We start from the raw sequence: 18,452 nt of genomic DNA on the forward strand, positions 1-18,452 counted from the left end.
CGTGAGTCGTCTGCTAGATCGTCTATCGGCGGCGGGCGGTCGCGACTTGAGGCGAAACCGTGACCGACCTGCTGCTCACCGGACCAGGATGCGGACCCGACGGGTCAGCTTCTTCCCGGCGGCGTCGTACGCCGTGAGGTTGAGGTAGGTGCTCAGCGGCGCGCTGACCGTGCCGGCCAGCGTGACCGTCGCGGTGTCCGTGCCCGTGAGCGTCAGCCCCGAGGGGAGCGCGCCACCCGCCTGCCAGCGGTACGGCGCGGTCCCGCCGGTGACGGTCATCGCGAGGCTGGCGGCCTGCCCGGCGGTGCCGGACAGCGTCGCGTTGGTGCCGACCCACTGCAGCGGCGGCGGTGCCACCGTGATCGAGAAGGGCACCGCTGCGACGTACTCACCGCTGGCCACCGTCGCGGTCCCGGTCAGGGTCCCGGCGGCGGTCGCGAGGACGGTGAGGGTGCCGTTGGCGGCGAGGGTGACGCCGGTGGGCAGCTCGCTTCCCGACCAGGCGTACTTGCCGTTCCCGCCGGTGATCTTCAGGCGGCCGGTGCTCTTCTTCGTCGCGATCGCCTTGAGGCTGTTGCTGACGGGGACCAGGAAGGGCCACGAGATCGTGAACGTCATCGTCGACGTCACCGAGTGGATGCCGGTGGCCTTCGTGCCCGTGCTCGCGGTGATGGTCGCGACGTACACGCCGCCCGCCGTCGGGGTGCCGCTCAGCAGGCCGGCCGTGTTGAGCCGGAGCCCGGGCGGCAGGCCGCGGTACTTGTAGGTGACTGTGCCGGTCCCACCGGTCGCGGAGAGCTGCCGGCTGAACGGCTGCTTGGCGCGCATCGAGGCCGACGTGAGGCTCAGGGCGAGAGTCTGCCCGGCGGCCGGCGCGGCCACGGCGACCGGGGAGATCCGGATCGGGACGGTGAGGGTCGTGGTGCCGTCCGTGACGTTGGCCGACTGCGACACCGTGGTGGTCGTCGTCGGCGTCCCGGTCAGTCGCCCGTCCGAGGTCAACGTGAGCCAGGTCGGCCAGTTCTTGGAGGGCTTCGGGGTCCATCCGTACGTGCCCGACCCGCCCGTGACCGGCAGCTTCACGTCGATGGCGCGGTTCACGACCGTGTAGACCTTGGCGCCGTCCGCGGCCAGCGGCGTGGCGTCCTCGGGGTCCGGGTCCGGCGTCGGCGTGGTGCCGTCGCCGTCGGCCACGGTGAGGGTGTAGGCACCCAGCGAGGCGTAGTCGGAGTAGCTGGTCGCGCCGACGCCCTCGACCAGCACGGTGGCCGCACCGGTGCCGGTCCAGGTGGCGTCCATCCCGGTCGCGAAGGACTCCGAGGCGCGGGTGGCGGCCGGGTTCACCGTGTTGAGCACAGTGCCGGAGCCGTCGAGCACCCGCAGCCGGATGTCGAGGTCGGCGTACGTCGTCGGGGTGGCGGAGACGGTGAGGGACTGGTCCGGGTCGACGGAGAAGGCGTCGACGTCCGCGGTGGCGCCGATCAGGCCCTTCTTGGTGGCGCCCGTGGCGACGGCGGTCGCGGTCCCGACGGTGTCGCCGTGGTCGTCGGCGAGCACGGGGATCTTGGCGGCGATGATCGAGAGGTCGTCCTCGGGGTTGTTGGCGCCGGTGTACTCACCCTTGCTCCACTGCGTCACCGGCTGGCCGTAGCCGGAGCCCATGATCGGCGCCCAGGGCGACGAACCGCTGTAGTACGTCACGCTCGCGGTGCCGTCGTGGTGGAGCCCGAAGGTGTGGCCGGCCTCGTGTGCGGCGACCTCCCCGATGCCCTTGCCGCTCATCCCGGCGGCGTTCGCGAACGCCCAGGCGACGTTGTACGCGTCTCCGGTCGCGTCGAACGTGCCGACGTACGCGACCCCACCGCAGCCGCACTTGCTGGCGATCGGGCCGCCGTTGGTGACGACCACCCGGATGCCGTACTGGGTGTCGGCCGAGCTGCTGCGGGTGATCGCCGCGGCGCCCGGGTCCTGGGTCGTGACGTTGACGTCGAACGGCGCGTAGTCCTCGGCGACGATCTGCCAGGCCTGCTGGACCGCGGTCAGCTCGGCGTCGGAGAAGCTCGTCGACGTGGTGCCGTCGAGCGTGAACGGGGTCGCGTTGATCGTGGCGCCGTACGTCCCGTTCCAGGACGTCGAGGTGACGACCTCGCCCAGAAAGTCGAGGTAGATGGTCCGCGCCGCGCCCGGGCGCGAGCTGAGCATGAACGTGTTGGCCAGCGGCGCCACCAGGCCGTTGCTGGTCGCGGCCCGGGCGGGCCGGGCGCGCTCCACGTAGAACGGGGCGGCGCAGGCGTCGAGCCAGAGGCTGGCGTCGTCGTCGAGCTCGGTCAGCGGCTCGTCGAGAGCGTCGCGGGCCGCGTCGAGCGCCTCGTCCTGCGTCGCGTCGGACAGGCCGATGCCGGCGACGGCGGTCTGGAGCCGGACCGGCTCGCGCAGCACGGGGTCACCGCACGAGGCGGTGATGGTGGCGACGGCGTCGGCCGTGGGCACGGCGCCGAGCAGTCCGGTACCGAGGGCGGCCGCTGCGACCAGCGCGGCGATGCGCGAATTCATCCGTGAACTCCTGGCTGTCCAGGGGCTCGTCCGTGAGCCCCCTCCATCGTCGCTTTCGGTCGTCGAGCGGCCCGACTTGAGGGCTGGGCGTCATGATGCTGGTGTGAAGCTCGTCCTCGCCCTGCTCGCGCTGGTCCTCCTGACGGCCTGCTCGTCGTCCGACGCCCAGACCCCCGCCGAAGGCCCCACCGAGGCCGCCCCGACCTCCTGGCTCGGGATGCAGCCGGGTGACGCCCGCGCCTTCGACGGTCCCGGCGGTGAGCTGGTGCTGATCTATGTCGACGAGACCTACGACGTCGGCGCCGATGACTACGCCTCCGCCACCACCCTGTCGCACGGCGACCACTACACGACGGACTACTGGATCCAGGACGACGACGGCACCGTCTGGTGGTACGGCCGCAAGGGCGAGTGGCGCGCCGGCAGGAACGGCGAGGAGCCCCGCGAGGTCAGCCTCGCCGGCGGCACGGCGACGTTCGGCGACGTCGTCATCACGCTCTCCGGCGACGGCCCGACGCAGGTCGAGACGCCGCACGGGGTCTACACCCCCAGCTGACGGGAGCCCCCACCGGTCACGGTGAGGAGCGCAGGCTCGTTGTCGCTGAGCTGGCCGGGCAGCCGAGCAGCGCACGGTGGTGCCGAGACAGGCGCCAGGCGCCTTCCTCGACCACCGCCTTCAACCGTCCCGCGAGTGGTGGCAGCGGGGGTCTCGACAGGCTCGACCACCGGCGGCCCGCTCGCGCCTCGACCGCCGGGACCGATCAGCTGTGCTCGATCACCCAGTCGATGCAGGCGGTGAGGGCCTCGACGTCGGCGGGGTCGACGGCGGGGTACATCGCGATGCGGAGCTGGTTGCGGCCGAGCTTGCGGTAGGGCTCGGTGTCGACGATGCCGTTCGCGCGCAGGGTGGCAGCGACGGCGGCGGCGTCGATGGACTCGTCGAAGTCGATGGTGCCGATGACCAGGGAGCGGTGGTCGGGGTCGGTGACGTACGGGAAGGCGTACGACGACTTCTCGGCCCAGGTGTAGAGGGCGTCGGAGGAGGCGGTGGTGCGCGCGACCATCCCGGCGAGCGCGCCGTTCGCGTTCATCCAGTCCAGCTGCTCGGCCATGAGGAACAGCGTCGCGACCGACGGGGTGTTGTAGGTCTGGTTGATCGCGGAGTTCGTGATCGCGGTCGGCAGGTCGAAGAAGGCCGGGACGTGCCGGCCCGACTCCGCGATGGAGGCAGCGCGAGCAAGAGCGGCCGGCGACATGATCGCGATCCAGAGGCCGCCGTCGGAGGCGAAGCACTTCTGCGGCGCGAAGTAGTAGACGTCGGACTCGCGCAGGTCGACGGGCAGCCCGCCCGCGCCCGAGGTCGCGTCGATGAGCACCAGCGAGTCGGGCGAGGCCCCGGAAGGACGCACCACCGGCGCCATCACGGCGGTCGACGTCTCGTTCTGGGCCCAGGCGTAGACGTCGACACCGTCCTCCGCGACCGCCACCGGACGCGACCCAGGGGAGGACGTGATGACCGACGGGTCGGAGAGCCACGGCGCGGCCGCAGCAGCCGACGCGAACTTCGCCGAGAACTCGCCGAACGACAGGTGCTGGCTCTTCTCCTGGATCAGCCCGTACGTCGCGATGTCCCAGAACGCCGTGGCGCCACCGTTGCCGAGCACGACCTCGTAGCCGTCCGGCAGCGAGAACAGGTCGGCCAGCCCGGACCGGACCCGGCCGACGACCTCGCGGACCGGCGCCTGCCGGTGCGACGTACCCATCAGCGACGAACCGGTCGCGGCGAGCGCGTCCAGGTGCGAGGTCTGGATCTTCGAGGGCCCGGCTCCGAACCGGCCGTCGGCGGGGAGGAGGTCCTGAGGAATCTGGAGGGCGTCGCTCACGGTGCCTATTCTGTCAGCCTCGGATCCAGACACTCGGGGGATGACAGATCATGAACAAGCGGACGCCCGGCCAGACCCTCCTGCTCGTCGTGGGAACGATCGTCCTCCTGGGCGGTCTCGTCTGCGTCGTCGCCGGCTTCAGCGGCTTCATCGGCTCGTCGGACGACCTGAGCGGCGACAGCGGCAACGGCAGCATGATGCTGTTCGCCGCTGGCGGCCTCTCCATGGTCATCGGCCTCGGCATCGTTGCCTTCACCCGGGCGTCGATCATGACCAGCAACGGTGGATACGCGCGGGTGACCATCGAGCAGGGTTCGGCCCCGCGCCGCGGGCGGTTCTGCTCCAGCTGCGGTGCGTCGCTCACCCCCACCGCGCAGTTCTGCGACTCGTGCGGTGTCGCGGTTGGCTGATCTCGAGATCCACCGGGTCGACTACGGCCACCCCGACGCGGCCCTCCTCATCGAGGAGGTCCAGGCCGAGTACGTCGTCCGGTACGGCAGCCGCGACGAGACCCCGCTCGACCCGCTGATGTTCGAGCCGCCCGACGGCAGCTTCTACGTGGCCTACCTCGACGGCGTCCCGGTGGCGACCGGTGCGTGGCGCCGCTCGACGGTCCGGGCGTTCGGCACCAGCCGGACCGCCGAGATCAAGCGGATGTACGTCGTACCCGCGGCTCGCGGCCGCCGCGTCGCGCGGCGGATGCTCGCCCACCTCGAGGCCGACGCGGCCGCGCACGGCGCCGAGGCGATCGTGCTGGAGAGCGGGCTGCGCCAGCCCGAGGCGATCGAGCTGTACGAGTCGAGCGGCTACACGTCGATCCCGTCGTTCGGCTACTACCAGTACGCGCGCCTCTCGCGCTGCTACGGCCGCCGCCTGCCGACCACGACGTAGCGCTCGTCGTCGATCCGCCTGCCCCAGTACGCCGGGTCCGCGAGCGACCGGACGGTCGCGGTGAGCCCGGCCTCCTCGACCAGCGCGGAGGTGCGCTCGGCCGTCAGGCCGGTCCCGGTCGACCACTGCCCCTCGATCAGCAGCAGCCGCCCGTCGCGGTCCAGCAGGTCGACCCACCGGGCGAGCGCGGCGGCCTGGTCGGGCATCGCCCACAGGACGTGCCGGCACAGGACCACGTCGTACGCCCCCTGGTCGAACGGCGGCTCGGCCGCGTCGCCGACGACGAACCCGACGCCGGGGAACGTGCCGGCCTTGGCGTTCGCGCGCCGCACCATCTCGGGGGAGAGGTCGATGCCGTCGACGCGGTGCCCCTCCTCGGCGAGCAGCAGCGAGAGCGTCCCGGTGCCGCAGCCGAGGTCGGCGACGCGGCACGGTGCCGGCGGCGTGAGCCCGACCATCAGGCTCTTCCACGCGTCGTGCACCTGCGGGTCGCGCAGCCCGTGGTCGGGCTCGTCGTCGAACGTCGCCGCCTCGGCGTCCCAGAAGTCGCGCTCGGAGGAGGTCATCCCCCCACACTAGGCTCGGTTCGTGCTCCTGCCTCCCAAGGTCGCCCACGGGGTCGCCGACGGCTCGGTCACGCTGGCGTTCCGGCGCTGGCGCAAGCAGGACGTCCAGCCGGGGTCGGAGTTCCGCACGGTCGCCGGCGTGGTCCGCGTCGACGCAGTCGAGGTGGTGGACGACGTCACCGACGAGGACGCGGTCGCGGCGGGCTGGCCGGACGCCGCGCGGCTGCGCAAGCAGCTCGACAATGTCGAGGGCGACGTCCCGACGTACAAGGTCACGCTGTCGTGGGCCGGCCCCGACCCGCGGGTCGCGTTGCGGGAGAGCGCCGCCCTGACCGACGCGGACGTCGCTGCGATCGACGCCAAGCTCGAGCGGCTCGACCGGGCGAGCAGCCACGGCGCCTGGACGATGGCGACGCTCGACCTCATCCGGCGCCGCCCGCACACCCGCGCGCCGGACCTCGCGGCCGAGATGGGGCGCGAGCGCGACCCGTTCAAGATCGACGTGCGCAAGCTCAAGAACCTCGGCCTGACCCGCAGCTTCGAGGTCGGCTACGAGGTGTCCCCGCGCGGTCTCGCCTACCTGGAGCGCACGAACCGGACGTAAGGTCTTCGTCCATGCGCCTTCTCGGGATCGCTGTCCTGCTGTCCACCCTCCTCATCGGCCCGCCCGCGTTCGCGGGCTCCGACATCGAGGACTACGCGTCGTACGAGCCCTCGTCGAAGTGCCATCCCAAGGCCCGGCCCGGCACCGACCACCTCGCCCACTGGATGGTGCACAAGTACGGCGGCGGCTTCGGCGGCACGTCGCGCCCGTGCGACCGCAAGGCGACCTCGGAGCACCAGAACGGTCGCGCCTTCGACTGGAGCCTGGACGCCACCCGGCGCGCGGATCGCCTGCGCGCCCAGGAGTTCATGGCCCGCATCTTCCAGACCGACGGCCGCGGCAACACCCACGCGTGGGCACGCCGGATGGGCGTCATGTACGTCATCTGGAACGACCGGATGTACGCCGCCTGGGACCGCTTCGACCCCGAGCCGTACCTCTCGTCGAGCTGCCACAAGCGCAAGAAGTGCTCGAAGACCCTGCGCCACCGCGACCACCTGCACCTCTCGCTGAGCGCGAAGGGCGCTCGCGGCGTCACCAGCTGGTACGACGGCCGCCTCTAGCGCCGCCCGCCCCGCTGCCACAGGTGCGACTCCACCACCGCGATCCGGGAGAGGGCCCCACGGGCGGCCTCCTCGGTCGCGGCCAGAGCGGCCGCGCCCAGCAGGCGGGTCGCGTCGTCGGAGAGCAGCGGACCGAAGCCGGCCAGGTCGGCGCGCGGCGCCGGCAGGTCGTCGTACGGCTCGGGCCGGTCGAGGAAGCCGATCGCGAGGTACCCGCCGGTGACCGACGGGTCGAGCGACTGCCAGGAGGTCCGTCGCAGCAGCACGTCGCGGTAGGCGCCGGCCTGGTAGCTCGGCTCGTCGAAAACGAACGCCCGCGCCGCGGCCACGTCCGGAACCTCGACGACGTGCACGCTGCCGGTGAGCGTGTCGTCGTCGAGGAACGTCGGGCCGCGCGCGATCAGCTCGAAGCGGTCCATGTAGGACCAGTGCTCCTCGACCATCGCGGCGCGCAACGGCGTCGAACCGCTGCGGTCCCGGTGGTAGCAGAAGAACTGCACCGCGCTACTGGCCCCACTCCTCGCGCCAGCCCGCGACCTCGGCGGCCGGGCGTGCCGACGGGCCGGTGTAGATCGCGGACGGGCGGATCAGCCGGCCGGTGCGCTTCTGCTCGAGGATGTGCGCCGACCAGCCGCCGGTGCGGGCGCAGGTGAACATCGACGTGAACATGTTCGCCGGCACCTCCGCGAAGTCGAGCACGATCGCGGCCCAGAACTCGACGTTCGTCTCGAGCACCCGGTCCGGGCGACGCTCGCGCAGCTCGGCCAGCGCGGCCTTCTCCAGCGCCTCGGCGACCTCGTAGCGCGGCGCGTCCAGCTCGCGCGCCGTACGCCGGAGGACGCGGGCGCGCGGGTCCTCCGCGCGGTAGACCCGGTGGCCGAAGCCCATCAGCCGCTCGCCGCTGTCGAGCAGCTCCTTGACGTAGACGCGGGCGTCGCCGCGCTGCTCGACGTCCTCGATCATGCCGAGCACGCGCGACGGGGCACCGCCGTGCAGCGGCCCGCTCATCGCGCCGATCGCGCCGGAGAACGCCGCCGCGACGTCGGCGCCGGTGGAGGTGATGACCCGCGCGGTGAACGTCGAGGCGTTCATGCCGTGCTCGGCCGCGGACGACCAGTAGGCGTCGATCGCCTTGACGTGCTTGGGGTCCGCCTCGCCCTTCCAGCGGATCAGGAACTTCTCCGCGAGCGTCGTGCCCTCGTCGACGACCTTCTGCGGGACCACGGGCTGGTTCAGGCCGCGCGCCGACTGGGCGGCGTACGACAGCACCATGACCGCCAGCCGGCCGATGTCCTCGCGGGCCTGCTCGTCGCTGATGTCGTAGGTCTGGCCGAACCCGAACGCCGGCGCGAGCATGGCGACGGCCGCCTGCACGTCCACGCGGACGTCACCGGTGTGCACCGGCAGGTTGTAGGGCTCGGCCGGGGAGAGGCCGGGGGTGTAGGCCCCGTCGATCAGGAGGCCCCAGACGTTCTCGAACGGCACCCGGCCGACGATGTCCTCGATGTCCACGCCCCGGTAGCGAAGGGCGGAGCCCTCCTTGTCCGGCTCGGCGATCTCGGTGGCGAAGGCGACGACGCCTTCCAGTCCATGCTGTACGTCGGTCACGGTGGGGAGTCTAGATGGGCGAGTCCGAGGGGCGTGCCAGCGAGCGGCGCCCGGCGCCGCGCTGGCAAGGCGCGGGAGCGATGTCGTACCTGACCGTCCTTCGAGCGACCGCAACGCAGCCAGCGTGGATGCCGGGCGACGCGTAGCGTGCGAGCCGTAGGACGTGGTCATCTAGGGTCGGCCGCATGGACCTTGCGTCGCTGCGGGAGGAATACGGGCGTGCGGGGCTGGACGAGGGCGACCTCGCACCGGACCCGATCACGATGTTCGAGGCCTGGATGCGCGACGCGGTCGACGCCCAGCTGTACGACCCGAACGCGATGGTCGTCTCCACCGTCGGAGCCGACGGCGCACCCTCGGCACGGCTGGTGCTGCTCAAGGGCCTCGGCCCCGACGGCTTCGTGTTCTACACGAACACCCACTCCCGCAAGGGCGAGGAGCTGGCCGGCAACCCGCGGTGCGCGCTGCTGTTCCCCTGGCACCCGCTCGAGCGGCAGGTGCGCGTCGACGGCGTCGCCGAGCGGTTGCCGCAGGAGGCCGTCGAGGCGTACTTCGCGGTCCGCCCGCGCGGCTCCCAGCTCGGCGCGTGGGCGTCGCCGCAGTCGCGGGTGGTGACCCGCGACGACCTCGCGGAGGCGTACGCCGCCGCGGAGGAGCGCTACCCCGACGCGGTGCCGGTGCCGGACGAGTGGGGCGGGTACGTCGTCCGCCCCGACGCGGTGGAGTTCTGGCAGGGCCGGCCGGGGCGGATGCACGACCGGCTGCGGTACCGCCGTACCGACGGGAGCTGGGCCGTGGAGCGCCTCGCGCCGTGACCTATCGGGGTAGTCCCTGACGATTCCGGGGTCCCGACCGGCGTGTCGACCCCGGAAACGTCAGGGAGTACCCGAAATGCATTTGTGAGTGAGTGCTCACTCACTCTAGGCTCGCGGGCATGTCACCCCGAGCCCGGCCGATGTCGCCCGAGGAGCGCCGCGCCGCGCTGACCGACGTCACCCTGCGGCTGCTGCGCGTGCACGGCCGCGACGTCACCACCCGGCAGATCGCCGAGGCCGCCGGCATCGCCGAGGGCACGGTGTTCCGGGCGTTCGCGTCGAAGGACGACCTGCTGGACGCCGCGATCTCGCGGGCGTTCGAGCCGGGGGACCTGGTCGTGCGGATCGAGGAGATCGATCCCGCGCTGCCGCTGCGCGACCGGCTGGTCGTGCTGGCCTCGATCCTGCAGCAGCGGTTCCGCGCGACGTTCGACCTGATGCAGAAGATGGGCCTGGTCCGACCGCCCGGGCACCTGCACGACTCCGCCGGCGCGGCCGCGTGGCGCGCCCGCCTCGAGGAGCTGCTGGGCGGGGTGGTCGGAGACGACGCCGACCAGCTCGCCGTACCCCTCGACCACTTCATCCACGTGTTCCGGCTGCTCACCTTCGCGGGCAGCCACGAGCACATCGCCGACGGGCGCCTGCTGACGCCCGACGAGATCGTCGACACCGTCCTCCACGGACTCGGGAGAACCTGATGCTGACCCGCTTGCTGCGCGAGCGCCTCGCGCCGTACAAGACCTGGATCGCGCTCGTGGTGCTGTTCCAGTTCCTCGGCGTCGTCGCGATGCTGTACCTGCCCAGCCTGAACGCCGACATCATCGACAAGGGCATCGCCACCGGCGACACGGACTTCATCCTGCGCACCGGCGCCGAGATGCTCGCGATCTCGTTCGGCCAGATCATCTGCTCGGTCTTCGCCGTCTGGTTCGGGGCTCGGACGGCGATGTCGTTCGGCCAGGACATCCGCATCTCGCTGTTCCGGCGGGTCGGGACGTTCTCGACGCGCGAGGTCCAGCAGTTCGGGGCGCCGTCGCTCATCACCCGCAGCACGAACGACGTGCAGCAGGTGCAGATGCTGGTGCTGATGGCCTGCACCATCGCCGTCCAGTCGCCGATCATGATGGTCGGCGGCGTGATCATGGCGCTGCGCGAGGACAGCGGCCTCGGCTGGATCGTCGTGGTCGCGGTGCCGGCGCTGTTCCTCTGCGTCGGGTTCGTGGTGAGCCGGATGGTCCCGAGCTTCCGGGTGATGCAGGCCCGCATCGACGAGGTGAACCGGGTGCTGCGCGAGCAGATCTCCGGCATCCGCGTGGTGCGCGCGTTCGTGCGCGAGCCCCACGAGGCCAAGCGGTTCGGGAAGGCGAACGACGACCTGACCGACGTCGCGATCAGCGCCGGGCGGTGGATGGCGACGATGTTCCCGCTGGTGATGCTGGTGCTCAACGTCTCCAGCGTCGCGGTGATCTGGTTCGGCGGCCACCGCATCGACAACGGCGAGATGATGCCGGGCGCGATGACGGCGTTCCTGTCGTACCTGATGCAGATCCTGATGTCGGTGATGATGGCGACGTTCATGTTGATCCAGATTCCGCGGGCGGCCGTCTGCGGTGACCGGATCGCCGAGGTGCTCGACACGAGGACGTCCGTCGAGCCGTCGGCCGAGCCCGTGACGCCGGACCCGTCGCTGCGCGGGCACCTCTCGTTCGACGGGGTCACGTTCGCGTACCCCGGCGCCGAGGAGCCGGTCCTGTCCGACGTGTCCTTCGAGGCGCGGCCCGGGCAGGTGGTCGCGGTCATCGGCTCCACCGGCGCCGGCAAGACCACGCTGGTCAACCTGGTGCCGCGGCTGTTCGACGCGACGTCGGGATCGGTGCGGGTCGCCGGCCAGGACGTGCGCGACCTCGACCCCGACGTGCTCTGGGACCAGCTCGGACTGGTGCCGCAGAAGGCGTACCTGTTCAGCGGGACCATCCGCAGCAACCTCGAGCACGGCAAGGGCGACGCCACCGAGGAGGAGATGTGGGCGGCGCTCGAGGTCGCGCAGGGCCGCGACTTCGTCGAGGCGCTGCCGGAGGGGCTCGACTCCCCGGTGGCGCAGGGTGGCACGAACTTCTCGGGCGGCCAGCGGCAGCGGCTCGCGATCGCCCGGGCGCTGGTGCGCAAGCCCGGGATCTACCTGTTCGACGACTCGTTCTCGGCGCTCGACCTGGCCACCGACGCCCGGCTGCGCGCCGCGCTGATGCCCGAGACCGTTGACGCGACGGTCGTGATCGTGGCCCAACGGGTCAGCACCATCAAGGACGCCGACCTGATCCTCGTGCTCGAGGACGGCCGGGTCGTCGGCAGGGGCACGCACCACGAGCTGCTCGGCGACTGTGCGACGTACCAGGAGATCGTCACCTCCCAGATGACGGTGGAGGAGGCGGCCTGATGGCGAAGACCCAGGAGTTCAAGGCGACCGAGCGCATCCAGGCGCCGCAGGGCGGCCCCGGCCGCGGCCCGATGGCCGGCGGCATGGTCGGCCAGAAGGCGATGGAGTTCGTCCCGTCCGGCAAGCGGTTGGCCGCGCGGATGCGGCCCGACGGCGGCAAGGCGGTGCTGGTCGTGCTGCTCGGCGTGGTCAGCGTCGCGCTGATGTCGATCGGCCCACGCATCCTCGGCCACGCGACCGACATCGTGTTCAACGGCTTCATCGGCAAGCAGATCCCGCCCGGTACGCCGGAGTCCGAGTGGCCGAAGGCCGTGCAGGGCATGGACGTCGTGCCCGGCGAGGGAGTCGACTTCGACGCGGTCGCGCACGTGCTGATGATCGTGCTCGCGATCTACGTCGGCGCCTCGCTGCTCGGGTGGCTGCAGGGATTCATCCTGAACACGGTCGTGCAGAACACCGTCCGCACGCTGCGCCAGGACGTCGAGGACAAGATCAACCGGCTGCCGCTCGGGTACTTCGACCGGTCGCCGCGCGGCGAGCTGCTGTCGCGCGTCACGAACGACATCGACAACGTGTCGACGACGCTGCAGCAGACGATGAGCCAGCTGCTCACGTCGGTGATGACCGTGTTCGCGGTGCTCGCGATGATGTTCTGGATCTCGCCGCTGCTGGCGCTGGTCGCGCTGGTCACGGTCCCGCTGTCGCTGGTGGTGACCGCGCAGATCATGAAGCGGTCGCAGGGTCAGTTCGTCGCCCAGTGGCGGCGTACCGGCGCTCTGAACGCGCACGTCGAGGAGTCGTTCTCCGGCCACGCGCTGGTCAAGGTCTTCGGCCGTCAGGCCGAGGTCGAGGCGAAGTTCGCCGAGGAGAACGACGAGCTCGCGCGGGTCAGCTTCGGCGCGCAGTTCGTGAGCGGGCTGATCATGCCGTCGATGATGTTCATCGGGAACCTCAACTACGTCCTGGTCGCCGTGATCGGCGCGCTGCGGGTCGCGCACGGACAGCTGTCGCTGGGGGAGGTGCAGGCGTTCATCCAGTACAGCCGGCAGTTCACGCAGCCGCTCACCCAGCTCGCGTCGATGGCGAACCTGCTGCAGTCGGGCGTCGCCTCGGCCGAGCGGGTGTTCGAGCTGCTCGACGCCGACGAGGAGCCGGTCGACGCGACCGGTGCACCCGCGGCGGGTCGTCGCGGCGAGGTCGCCTTCGAGCACGTGTCGTTCCGGTACGACGAGGACCGGCCGCTGATCACCGACCTGTCGCTGGTCGCGCGCCCCGGCCAGACCGTCGCGATCGTCGGCCCGACCGGTGCCGGCAAGACCACGCTCGTGAACCTCGTGATGCGGTTCTACGACATCGACGCCGGTCGGATCACGCTGGACGGGGTGGACATCGCGGCGATGCCGCGCGCCGCGCTGCGCAGCCAGATCGGCATGGTGCTGCAGGACACCTGGCTGTTCGCCGGGACGATCCGCGACAACATCGCCTACGGACGCCCGGACGCCACCGAGGACGAGATCCTCGCGGCCGCGCGGGCGACGTTCGTCGACCGGTTCGTGCACTCGCTGCCCGACGGCTACGACTCGCTGATCGACGAGGAGGGGTCCAACCTCTCCGCGGGCGAGCGCCAGCTGATCACCATCGCGCGCGCGTTCCTCACCGACCCGGCGCTGCTGATCCTCGACGAGGCGACCAGCTCGGTCGACACCCGCACCGAGCTGCTGCTCCAGCACGCGATGGCCGCGCTGCGCACCGACCGGACGTCGTTCGTGATCGCACACCGGCTCTCCACGATCCGCGACGCCGACCTGATCCTGGTGATGGAGGACGGCGCGATCGTCGAGCAGGGCACGCACGAGGAGCTGCTCGCCGCCGGCGGTGCCTACGCCCGGCTGTACCAGTCGCAGTTCACCGCGGCGACGGTCGACTGACGTCGCTGGCGTCGTGCGGGTCTCGGCTGCCAGGTAGGCGCTCCGGAGCCGACGGCCGGGCGGTTAATGCCTTGAACGGCGTCCGACGGCGGCCTACCGTGAACTCACACGGGAAAGGAGGTGGTCCGAAGAATGAGTTCTTTCAGGACGCGTGAGGTGACTGCCCGCTAGCAGTCCATCAGCAGTTGGCTGCTGGTGAATCCCAAGCAGTCGCCCGACCCGCAGACGATCCGGCCTTCACGTCCGCCGGAGTGGCCCCGATCAGGGGGCCGCGTCTGCGGGTCGCTGCATTTCCTCCTCGAGGCGCGCGGCCTCCCGCGCGGCCTCGGCCTCCGCCTCGGCGTCGGCGATCGCCTTCTCGGCGGCACGGATCGCGGCCTCGTTGGCGGCGACCGCACCTCGCGAGAGGTTCGCGACCAGGGCGCAGCCGGCCCAGGCGGCGAGCAGGCAGAGCAACAGCCGCTGGTACGCCACGTCCGGGGACAGCGTCCCGTCGACCTGGGCAGCCCACAATGCCGGCCACCCCATCAGCAGGGTGCAGGCCACGACGGGGAGCGACCAGGGCATCATGCGTGGACGAGCCTCTGCTCGGCTCCGACGACGCCCTCGGAGCGGATCTGGTCAGCCCCGGTGAGCTCCTGGTAGGAGAGCACCGCCAGGCGCGGGGCCATCGGGTTCACCAGGCGGTGGACCGCGGCCCGGATCTGCGGCGCACACACGAGCACCGGACGGATGTTGCGGTTCTCGACGTCGGCGGCCATCTGCGCGAGGTTGGTGAGCAGCGCCTGGCTGGTGTCCGGGTCGAGCGCGATCGCATGACCGTGCTCGGAGGGGCGCAGCGACTCCAGGATCCGCTGCTCGAGCTGCGGGTCCAGCGTGATGACGTGCAGGGCCTTGTCGACCAGGTACGGCGCCACGATCGCCGGGCCGAGCGCCATGCGGGCGGCCTCGACGAGCGGGTCGAGCTCCTTGGTGCGGGCCGCGCGCAGCGACAGCGCCTCGAAGATCCGGACCAGGTCGCGGATCGAGACACCCTCCTCGAGCAGCGACTGCAGGACGCGCTGGACCTCGCCGAGGCTGAGCTGGGCGGGGGTGAGCTCGTCGACGACGACGGGGTGGGTGCGCTTGACGACGTCGGTGAGCATCCGGACGTCCTCGCGGCCGAGCAGCCGCGCGGCGTGCGCGGTGATGACCTCGGCGAGGTGGGTCGTGATGACCGACGCGCGGTCGACGACCGTGGCGCCGGACAGCTCGGCCTGGCTGCGCAGCTCGGCCGGGATCCACTTGGCCTCGAGGCCGAAGACCGGCTCCTGGGTGGGGACGCCGGGCAGCGAGCCGAGGTAGTCGCCGATCGCGAGCACGGTGCCCGGAGGGGCCTCGCCGCGGGCGACCTCGACGCCGAACAGCATGATCGCGTAGGTCCGCGACGGCAGCTGCAGGTTGTCGCGGGTGCGCACCGGCGGCGCGACGATGCCGAGGTCGGTGGCGATCTTGCGGCGCAGCGACTTCACGCGGTCGAGCAGGTCGCCACCGCTGGACGGGTCGACCAGGTCGATGAGGTCCGCGGAGAGCTCGAGGCCGAGCGGGTCGACCTGGATCTGCTCGGCGAGCAGCTCCGGGGTCTCCGGCATGGCGAGCGCGTTGGACGGGGCGTCGGTCGCGGCCACGGCCTCGACCTCGTCGTCCTTGGGGATCCGGGCCGAGAAGATCAGCATGACGCCGCCGGCCAGGATGAACGGGATCTTGGGCAGCCCCGGGATCAGGCACAGGCCGAGGGAGGCGAAGCCGGCGACGCGCAGCGGCATCCGGTTCGCGCCGAGCTGGCGGATGATGTCGGAGCCCATGTCGGACTTGCTGACCGAGCGGGTCACGATCAGACCGGTCGCGACGGAGAGCAGCAGCGCGGGGATCTGCGAGACCAGGCCGTCGCCGATCGACAGCAGGCTGTAGGTCTCGATCGCCTCGCCGAACGACATGCCCTGCTGGGCGACGCCGACGGCGAAGCCGCCGATCAGGTTGACCAGCGTGATGATGACCGCCGCGATGGCGTCACCCTTCACGAACTTGGAGGCACCGTCCATCGAGCCGTAGAAGTCGGCCTCGGCGTGCACCTCGGCGCGCCGCACGCGGGCCTCGTCCTCGGAGATCAGGCCGGAGTTCAGGTCGGCGTCGATCGCCATCTGCTTGCCGGGCATCGCGTCGAGGGCGAAGCGGGCCCCGACCTCGGCGACGCGGCCGGCACCGTTGGTGATGACGACGAACTGGATGACGAGCAGGATCGCGAACACGATCATGCCGACGATCAGGGAGCCGCCGACCACGAAGTGGCCGAACGTCTCGATCACCTTGCCGGCGTACCCGTCGAGGAGGACCAGTCGGGTGGCGCTGACGTTGAGCGCGAGCCGGAACAGCGTCATCACCAGGATGACGGCAGGGAACCCGGCGAAGTCGAGAGGCCGGTTCACGAACATGGCGACGAGGAGGACCAGGAGCGCGCCGGTGATGTTGAACGCGATCAGCAGGTCCAGCACCACGGCAGGGAGCGGCACGACCAGCATCACGATGATCATCACGATGCCGACCGGTACGGCCAGCTGGGACAGCCGCTTCAAGGGCACGGAACGCCTCCATGAGTCGATTCGACGAGCGCCGTCCCTGGCACCACACTCCGACTCCGTCCTGGCGTCAGGAGTCTCATCGGCTGGCGCTGACCTGATCTGAAGCATTACGGCGACCCGGTCGCGCGACCTCCGGCAGCGGCGCGTCGATGCGCGGGCTCTTGTGCTCGCCGCCGCGCTGTCCCTTGGTACGCCGGCTGATGACGAACGCGAGCACCTGGGCGACGGCGCCGAACAGCTCGACCGGGATCTCCTGCCCGACGGTCGTGCTGTGGTACAGCGCGCGCGCCAGCGGCACGTCGCGCACCAGGGGCACCTCGGCGTCGGTCGCCTTCTCGCGGATGTTCTGCGCGATCACGCCGGCGCCACGGGCGACGACGCGCGGTGCGCCCTTCTCGGCGTCGTACTTCAGCGCCACCGCGAAGTGGGTGGGGTTCACGAGGACGACGTCGGCCGTCGGGATGTCGGCCATCATCCGGTTGCGGGCCATGGCCAGCTGGCGGGAGCGGATCGCGCCCTTGAGCAGCGGGTCTCCGTCGGACTGCTTGTGCTCCTGCTTGATGTCTTCCTTCGACATCTTGGTCTGCTTGCCGGTCTTGTGGCGCTGGAAGCCGTAGTCGGCGAGCGCGAGCAGGACGCCGATGAGCGCGACGTTGCGGAGCATCCCGAGGGCGTTGTCGGCGAAGCCGTTGATGACGGCGTCCATCGGCACCATGCCGCCGACGTACGGCAGCATCGCCTTGATCGACATCCAGACGAGGAACGCGACCAGGCCGCTCTTCAGCAGCATCTTCGCGCCGTCCCAGAGCAGCCGCATGCCGAACATGCGCTTGAACCCGGCGAGCGGGTTGATCTTGCTGAGCTTGGGCTTGAGGGACTTGGTCGCGAGGAAGAACCCGCCCTGCGCGAGGGCTCCGGCGACGCTCACCAGCATCACGCCGGCGCCGAGCAGCAGCAGCGCGAGCAGCACGTGGGTGAGTCCGCGGCCGAGCAGCTCGAACGCCAGGGAGACGTCGGCCTCGCCGGCGGACGACAGACAGGTCGCCATCAGCTCCTCGAGCACGCCGATCTCGTGGCCGAGCAGCTTGGGGATGACGCCCGCGAACAGGAGCAGGGCCGCCCAGGCGCCGACCTCCTGGCTCCGGGGGACCTTGCCCTCCTTGCGGTTCTCCTTGTTCTTCTTCGCTGTGGGCTTCTCGGTCTTCTCACCGCTCATCGGTCGCTCACCCCGCGCCCGACATCGTGGACATCGCCTGCGTGGAGAGCTCGACCAGGTGGTCGATCGCGCCGGGGAGCACGGGGAACGTCAGCCCGACGAGCAGCAGGGTCAGCCCGATCTTGACCGGGAACATCACGTTGATCGCGTTCAGCTGCGGCGCCACCTTCGTGAGCAGTGCGAGGCCGATGTCGGCGATGAACAGCACCGCGATGATCGGCAGCGCGATCTGCACGGCGGTGGTGAAGAACAGGTCGAACGCCGTGAGCAGCACGCCCTCGAAGGTGTGCCACTCGGGAGAGGTTCCGAGAGGGAGGAACTCGAAGGTCTTGAGCAGGCCACCGATCACGATCAGGTAGCCGCCGCTGATGAACAGCAGCACCGTCGCGAGCATCTGGTGGAACTTGCCGAACACCGTGGTGTTGTTCATCGACATCGGGTCGAAGCCCGAGGCGAGGGAGAAGCCGCCGAACACGTCGATGAGGGATCCCGCTGCGGCGATCGCCTCGAAGAGGAGTCGGCAGATGAAGCCCATGGAGACGCCGATCAGCACCTGGGTGAACACGTTGATCAGCAGGCCGATCGTGGTCGCCGGGATCTGCTGGCCGCTGGGGGCCACCGCGAAGGCGAGACCGAGCGAGAGCACGGCCTTGGCCATCGGCGGGACGCTCCTGCCGGAGAACGGCGGGACCACGGCCATCCAGGCCGCGATCCGCACCGACGCGAGCAGGAACGCGATCAGTGGCTCGCCGGCGACGGTGAGCGTCATCGGC

The 18,452-nt window shown here is 70.9% G+C and carries 18 protein-coding genes; 9 read left to right on the top strand and 9 right to left on the bottom strand.

Annotated elements, in window-relative coordinates; translation table 11 throughout:
* Nucleotides 1-75: 75 nt before the first annotated feature.
* The gene (locus MJ604_RS01175; RefSeq protein ID WP_243056443.1) at nt 76-2,553 is read right to left on the bottom strand and encodes a M12 family metallo-peptidase; all 2,478 of its coding nucleotides are present in this window, start codon (nt 2,551-2,553) and stop codon (nt 76-78) included.
* A gap of 103 nt (nt 2,554-2,656) precedes the next feature.
* On the opposite strand from MJ604_RS01175, the gene MJ604_RS01180 reads away from it, so the two are divergent.
* Complete coding sequence (locus MJ604_RS01180) at nt 2,657-3,109, top strand: hypothetical protein (RefSeq protein WP_243056444.1); 453 nt, start codon at nt 2,657-2,659, stop codon at nt 3,107-3,109.
* A gap of 205 nt (nt 3,110-3,314) precedes the next feature.
* Here MJ604_RS01180 and serC read toward each other — a convergent pair whose 3' ends face one another.
* The gene (gene serC, locus MJ604_RS01185) at nt 3,315-4,436 is read right to left on the bottom strand and encodes a phosphoserine transaminase (protein ID WP_243056445.1); all 1,122 of its coding nucleotides are present in this window, start codon (nt 4,434-4,436) and stop codon (nt 3,315-3,317) included.
* A 50-nt stretch (nt 4,437-4,486) separates the two neighbouring features.
* On the opposite strand from serC, the gene MJ604_RS01190 reads away from it, so the two are divergent.
* Complete coding sequence (locus MJ604_RS01190) at nt 4,487-4,846, top strand: zinc ribbon domain-containing protein (RefSeq protein WP_243056446.1); 360 nt, start codon at nt 4,487-4,489, stop codon at nt 4,844-4,846.
* On the top strand, nt 4,839-5,327 hold the full coding sequence (locus tag MJ604_RS01195; RefSeq protein WP_243056447.1) for a GNAT family N-acetyltransferase: 489 nt from the start codon (nt 4,839-4,841) through the stop codon (nt 5,325-5,327). The genes MJ604_RS01190 and MJ604_RS01195 overlap by 8 nt, the downstream gene beginning before the upstream one ends.
* Here MJ604_RS01195 and MJ604_RS01200 read toward each other — a convergent pair.
* Nucleotides 5,297-5,893 (bottom strand): class I SAM-dependent methyltransferase, encoded by a 597-nt coding sequence (locus tag MJ604_RS01200; RefSeq protein WP_243056448.1) that lies wholly within the window; start codon nt 5,891-5,893, stop codon nt 5,297-5,299. The two genes, MJ604_RS01195 and MJ604_RS01200, sit on opposite strands and share 31 nt — an antisense overlap.
* Nucleotides 5,894-5,915: 22 nt before the next feature.
* On the opposite strand from MJ604_RS01200, the gene MJ604_RS01205 reads away from it, so the two are divergent.
* Together MJ604_RS01205 and MJ604_RS01210 are read left to right on the top strand one after the other, a co-directional pair.
* The gene (locus MJ604_RS01205) at nt 5,916-6,497 is read left to right on the top strand and encodes a hypothetical protein (protein WP_243056449.1); all 582 of its coding nucleotides are present in this window, start codon (nt 5,916-5,918) and stop codon (nt 6,495-6,497) included.
* An 11-nt stretch (nt 6,498-6,508) separates the two neighbouring features.
* Nucleotides 6,509-7,060 carry a hypothetical protein gene (locus tag MJ604_RS01210; protein ID WP_243056450.1) on the top strand — a complete coding sequence of 184 codons (552 nt, stop codon included), beginning with the start codon at nt 6,509-6,511 and terminating at the stop codon, nt 7,058-7,060.
* Here MJ604_RS01210 and MJ604_RS01215 read toward each other — a convergent pair.
* Together MJ604_RS01215 and MJ604_RS01220 are read right to left on the bottom strand one after the other, a co-directional pair.
* Nucleotides 7,057-7,560, bottom strand: coding sequence for a YciI family protein (locus tag MJ604_RS01215; RefSeq protein WP_243056451.1), 504 nt, complete (start codon nt 7,558-7,560; stop codon nt 7,057-7,059). The genes MJ604_RS01210 and MJ604_RS01215 overlap by 4 nt on opposite strands.
* 4 nt (nt 7,561-7,564) lie before the next feature.
* Nucleotides 7,565-8,668 (bottom strand): citrate synthase 2, encoded by a 1,104-nt coding sequence (locus MJ604_RS01220; RefSeq protein ID WP_243056452.1) that lies wholly within the window; start codon nt 8,666-8,668, stop codon nt 7,565-7,567.
* Between the two features lie 185 nt (nt 8,669-8,853).
* On the opposite strand from MJ604_RS01220, the gene pdxH reads away from it, so the two are divergent.
* The 4 genes from pdxH (at nt 8,854) to MJ604_RS01240 (ending at nt 13,845) form a co-directional block, all read left to right on the top strand.
* The gene (gene pdxH, locus MJ604_RS01225) at nt 8,854-9,483 is read left to right on the top strand and encodes a pyridoxamine 5'-phosphate oxidase (protein WP_243056453.1); all 630 of its coding nucleotides are present in this window, start codon (nt 8,854-8,856) and stop codon (nt 9,481-9,483) included.
* 119 nt (nt 9,484-9,602) lie between these two features.
* Nucleotides 9,603-10,181, top strand: coding sequence for a TetR/AcrR family transcriptional regulator (locus MJ604_RS01230; protein WP_243056454.1), 579 nt, complete (start codon nt 9,603-9,605; stop codon nt 10,179-10,181).
* Nucleotides 10,181-11,917 (top strand): ABC transporter ATP-binding protein, encoded by a 1,737-nt coding sequence (locus tag MJ604_RS01235; RefSeq protein WP_243056455.1) that lies wholly within the window; start codon nt 10,181-10,183, stop codon nt 11,915-11,917. Before MJ604_RS01230 ends, MJ604_RS01235 begins: the two co-directional genes overlap by 1 nt.
* Nucleotides 11,917-13,845: an ABC transporter ATP-binding protein gene (locus MJ604_RS01240; protein ID WP_279235232.1), complete on the top strand. Its 1,929-nt coding sequence runs from the start codon at nt 11,917-11,919 to the stop codon at nt 13,843-13,845. The genes MJ604_RS01235 and MJ604_RS01240 overlap by 1 nt, the downstream gene beginning before the upstream one ends.
* A gap of 261 nt (nt 13,846-14,106) precedes the next feature.
* Here MJ604_RS01240 and MJ604_RS01245 read toward each other — a convergent pair whose 3' ends face one another.
* From MJ604_RS01245 to MJ604_RS01260, 4 genes are all read right to left on the bottom strand, one after another.
* Entirely contained in the window at nt 14,107-14,415 is a 309-nt protein-coding gene (locus MJ604_RS01245) for a hypothetical protein (protein WP_243056456.1), read from the bottom strand.
* Nucleotides 14,412-16,463 carry a flagellar biosynthesis protein FlhA gene (flhA, locus tag MJ604_RS01250; RefSeq protein ID WP_243056457.1) on the bottom strand — a complete coding sequence of 684 codons (2,052 nt, stop codon included), beginning with the start codon at nt 16,461-16,463 and terminating at the stop codon, nt 14,412-14,414. The genes MJ604_RS01245 and flhA overlap by 4 nt, the downstream gene beginning before the upstream one ends.
* A gap of 76 nt (nt 16,464-16,539) precedes the next feature.
* Complete coding sequence (locus MJ604_RS01255) at nt 16,540-17,679, bottom strand: flagellar biosynthesis protein FlhB (protein WP_243056458.1); 1,140 nt, start codon at nt 17,677-17,679, stop codon at nt 16,540-16,542.
* Between the two features lie 7 nt (nt 17,680-17,686).
* The gene (locus MJ604_RS01260; protein WP_243056459.1) at nt 17,687-18,448 is read right to left on the bottom strand and encodes a flagellar biosynthetic protein FliR; all 762 of its coding nucleotides are present in this window, start codon (nt 18,446-18,448) and stop codon (nt 17,687-17,689) included.
* Nucleotides 18,449-18,452: the final 4 nt, after the last annotated feature.

Source organism: Nocardioides sp. SR21 (assembly GCF_022761125.1).
Classification (GTDB): Bacteria; Actinomycetota; Actinomycetes; order Propionibacteriales; family Nocardioidaceae; genus Nocardioides.

What these genes read in the sequence shown, in the direction of transcription:
- MJ604_RS01175 (WP_243056443.1), bottom strand. Translation starts at nt 2,553, where the DNA reads ATGAATTCGCGCATCGCCGCGCTGGTCGCAGCGGCCGCCCTCGGTACC.
- MJ604_RS01190 (WP_243056446.1), top strand. Translation starts at nt 4,487, where the DNA reads ATGAACAAGCGGACGCCCGGCCAGACCCTCCTGCTCGTCGTGGGAACG.
- MJ604_RS01200 (WP_243056448.1), bottom strand. Translation starts at nt 5,893, where the DNA reads ATGACCTCCTCCGAGCGCGACTTCTGGGACGCCGAGGCGGCGACGTTC.
- MJ604_RS01210 (WP_243056450.1), top strand. Translation starts at nt 6,509, where the DNA reads ATGCGCCTTCTCGGGATCGCTGTCCTGCTGTCCACCCTCCTCATCGGC.
- pdxH (WP_243056453.1), top strand. Translation starts at nt 8,854, where the DNA reads ATGGACCTTGCGTCGCTGCGGGAGGAATACGGGCGTGCGGGGCTGGAC.
- MJ604_RS01230 (WP_243056454.1), top strand. Translation starts at nt 9,603, where the DNA reads ATGTCACCCCGAGCCCGGCCGATGTCGCCCGAGGAGCGCCGCGCCGCG.
- MJ604_RS01235 (WP_243056455.1), top strand. Translation starts at nt 10,181, where the DNA reads ATGCTGACCCGCTTGCTGCGCGAGCGCCTCGCGCCGTACAAGACCTGG.
- MJ604_RS01240 (WP_279235232.1), top strand. Translation starts at nt 11,917, where the DNA reads ATGGCGAAGACCCAGGAGTTCAAGGCGACCGAGCGCATCCAGGCGCCG.
- MJ604_RS01245 (WP_243056456.1), bottom strand. Translation starts at nt 14,415, where the DNA reads ATGATGCCCTGGTCGCTCCCCGTCGTGGCCTGCACCCTGCTGATGGGG.
- MJ604_RS01255 (WP_243056458.1), bottom strand. Translation starts at nt 17,679, where the DNA reads ATGAGCGGTGAGAAGACCGAGAAGCCCACAGCGAAGAAGAACAAGGAG.
- MJ604_RS01260 (WP_243056459.1), bottom strand. Translation starts at nt 18,448, where the DNA reads ATGACGCTCACCGTCGCCGGCGAGCCACTGATCGCGTTCCTGCTCGCG.